General features: G+C 34.1%; 5 protein-coding genes. All 5 read right to left on the bottom strand.

Annotation, left to right across the window (positions count from 1 at the left end):
- Nucleotides 1–104: 104 nt before the first annotated feature.
- On the bottom strand, nt 105–323 hold the full coding sequence (locus tag AALA56_RS09840) for a hypothetical protein (RefSeq protein ID WP_369909866.1): 219 nt from the start codon (nt 321–323) through the stop codon (nt 105–107).
- Nucleotides 324–418: 95 nt separating this feature from the next.
- A complete protein-coding gene (locus AALA56_RS09845) occupies nt 419–661 on the bottom strand; it encodes a DUF6036 family nucleotidyltransferase (RefSeq protein WP_369909860.1) in 243 nt (80 codons plus the stop codon).
- Entirely contained in the window at nt 654–938 is a 285-nt protein-coding gene (locus AALA56_RS09850; protein ID WP_369909861.1) for a hypothetical protein, read from the bottom strand. Before AALA56_RS09850 ends, AALA56_RS09845 begins: the two co-directional genes overlap by 8 nt.
- A gap of 12 nt (nt 939–950) precedes the next feature.
- A complete protein-coding gene (locus AALA56_RS09855) occupies nt 951–1,385 on the bottom strand; it encodes a hypothetical protein (RefSeq protein ID WP_369909862.1) in 435 nt (144 codons plus the stop codon).
- A complete protein-coding gene (locus AALA56_RS09860) occupies nt 1,378–2,292 on the bottom strand; it encodes an IS1595 family transposase (protein WP_369909864.1) in 915 nt (304 codons plus the stop codon). The genes AALA56_RS09855 and AALA56_RS09860 overlap by 8 nt, the downstream gene beginning before the upstream one ends.
- Nucleotides 2,293–2,452 lie beyond the last annotated feature (160 nt).

Below are 2,452 nucleotides of genomic sequence, written 5' to 3' on the forward strand. Positions count from 1 at the left end.
GGAACTATATATCTGTTTACACTAACCACAATATGTAGTATTTCGACAACATCAAAAAAGGCGACTTCCAAACTAGGAAATCGTCTTTTCTTCTATCTTGACTATCAATAATATCTTCTCAGTTTATCCTGATTTTCTTTAAAAAATTCTTCTAACCAGTCCATGCCATAGGCATAACTGAAGCCTTCTAGGAGGACGGAGAAATCAATGCTATCAAATCCCATTTTCTTTAAACCCTCAAAGGTGTTAAATGGAGAATGGAAGTGTTTATATTTGATAATCGCTCCAATATCTTTCAAATCCTGCTCTCTTATGCTAACCATCTTCATGCCCAATACATATTCAATTGGAGCAACTAAAACAGTTAAGTTTTCGAATGAATATAGGGTCTCACACAAATGTAATGGTGGCTGTCTGTTCATGTTTGCCACATTATATTGAGCCATAGTTCTTCGTCAGTATTCAAATTAAAGCGTTGCCCCACACGAGCAATAATTTCGTTGATTTTCTGACTGTCTTCATAAAAAGCATCTACATCTTGTGTAGCTCGCAAACCATGGTACTCTAAGACATAACCACCAACACAAATGATGGTTAAATGAAGATTGGCTTGAGATAACTCTCGGTTCAAGGCTTCAAAAACAGGTTTCATTTTATCCATGTCTGTATTTCTCCATCATTTTTTGTACATTGGCTAATTTGGCAGGTTTATTTAACGAAATCACATATTCATGCGTTGGTGTATACTCTTGAATAGCATATTTCAAACTGACCTTTTGAAAATCTGTTAGTTCTTTAGAACCTAGTAACTTTTTAACATCTTCTTCCGTCAAATAAGAATAGTCTTCAAAAATAACTTTTCGCAAATAGCGAAACCAGTGACTAGCATTAAACCGTGACTGCTCTGATGCCGTTATCATGTAGTCATACCAATTCATCTTGCACCTTCCTTATCTTCTTTTTCTCAGCCCCTCATCTTCTTTAGGATTATAATTTAGAGCCTGTTGCAATTTTAAATCAAAATTGGAAAGTTCTATCTTTTCTTCCTCGAATGGAATATCAGGTAGTTTAAACTGAAACTTTTTGTAAAAGAAAGTATCGAATTCATCTTTATTGTCTGAAATATCTACTAGAGTATCTAACTCAGAAAGGCGAGCTTGTATGCTAATTTTTGTGACTTCTCCAAGTTTTTGATAAATCGCATAATAGGATAGGTCTTGGAAAAATTTTCGGTGTGATTTAACTACTTCCTGAGTGTAAGGGCAGTCATAGTAACTAAGATATTTGGTGTAAAAATTATCAGAGAGAGAAATTTGATAATCTACTAGCTTATTATCAATTGTTTTAGAAACTGTTCGCTCCATTTCTGCATGTAGTTTATCCATGGACTAACTCCTTGTATGTTGTACGAACTTCTGAAGATGCCAATAGAAGATTGAAGCGGTCGTTATCAGCCATGCTTCGGGTATTATAACGAAAGACAAACTCATCTACATAATCTTGTAGATGTTTTTTAGACCAAGAGTTGTAGATTCCTAGTACACCACGTTTGAGACCTGCCCAAAAACCTTCAATCGTATTTGTATAGACATCCTCAATAACATATTCACGAGCACCATGATTTACAAAAGCATGGTCGTACATTTTCGCAACTTTATTATAACCTAACCATTCATCAGTGTAAAGCTGGGCAGTGTCTTTCACAAATTTTACAATCTGCTCTGTTAAAGTTTTTGTGCCTGTATCGGCTACTTTATGAGCATTCAATTTTCCTTCTCGTGCAACCATCCCAACAACTGGGATTTTATCTTTTAGGGAGCGACCTTGGGCATTTTTGACTTTTTTGGAGTTATGGCGGTTCTTATTTTTACCACCGATGTAAGTTTCATCTACTTCTACAGTTCCGTCCAATTCATTATTATTTTCTGAACCGAAACATCTACGAATACGCTCTAGCATAAACCAAGCTGTTTTTTGTGTAACGTTGATGTCTTTTGACAGTTGCAGAGAGGAGATACCCTTTTTATGAGATGTCATTAGCCAGATAGCTATAAACCATTTTTGAAGGGAGACTTTAGTATTATCAAACATTGTACCAGTTCTAACATTAAAGTATTTACCAGTATTTTTGCACCTATATTTACCATTCTTGCATTTATAAACCTTAGATGTTTCATCAAAAGGACTAACTACATAGCCATTCCAACGAATTTTTTCTAAATGTTGTTCACAGTAATAATCATTTGGAAAAGCAATCATCAAATCATACAATGACTTAAATTCACCTAACATTTCTCTACTCCTTCTTTATTCTAAATCTATTATACCACAAATGATACAAAAATCAACAAAACAGTGTAAAAATAGATATAATTATTTACAAAAATACTATTTTGTGGTATGATAGACTTATCAAAATAGTAAAGGAATTGATTGATATGAACGCAATCAC

Origin of the sequence: Streptococcus hyointestinalis (assembly GCF_041225505.1) — a bacterium.
In the GTDB taxonomy this organism is placed as follows: Bacteria; Bacillota; Bacilli; order Lactobacillales; family Streptococcaceae; genus Streptococcus; species Streptococcus hyointestinalis_B.

Excerpts from the sequence above, each read along its gene's own strand:
- AALA56_RS09840 (WP_369909866.1), bottom strand. The coding sequence starts at position 323 with ATGGTTAGCATAAGAGAGCAGGATTTGAAAGATATTGGAGCGATTATC.
- AALA56_RS09845 (WP_369909860.1), bottom strand. The coding sequence starts at position 661 with ATGGATAAAATGAAACCTGTTTTTGAAGCCTTGAACCGAGAGTTATCT.
- AALA56_RS09850 (WP_369909861.1), bottom strand. The coding sequence starts at position 938 with ATGAATTGGTATGACTACATGATAACGGCATCAGAGCAGTCACGGTTT.
- AALA56_RS09855 (WP_369909862.1), bottom strand. The coding sequence starts at position 1,385 with ATGGATAAACTACATGCAGAAATGGAGCGAACAGTTTCTAAAACAATT.
- AALA56_RS09860 (WP_369909864.1), bottom strand. The coding sequence starts at position 2,292 with ATGTTAGGTGAATTTAAGTCATTGTATGATTTGATGATTGCTTTTCCA.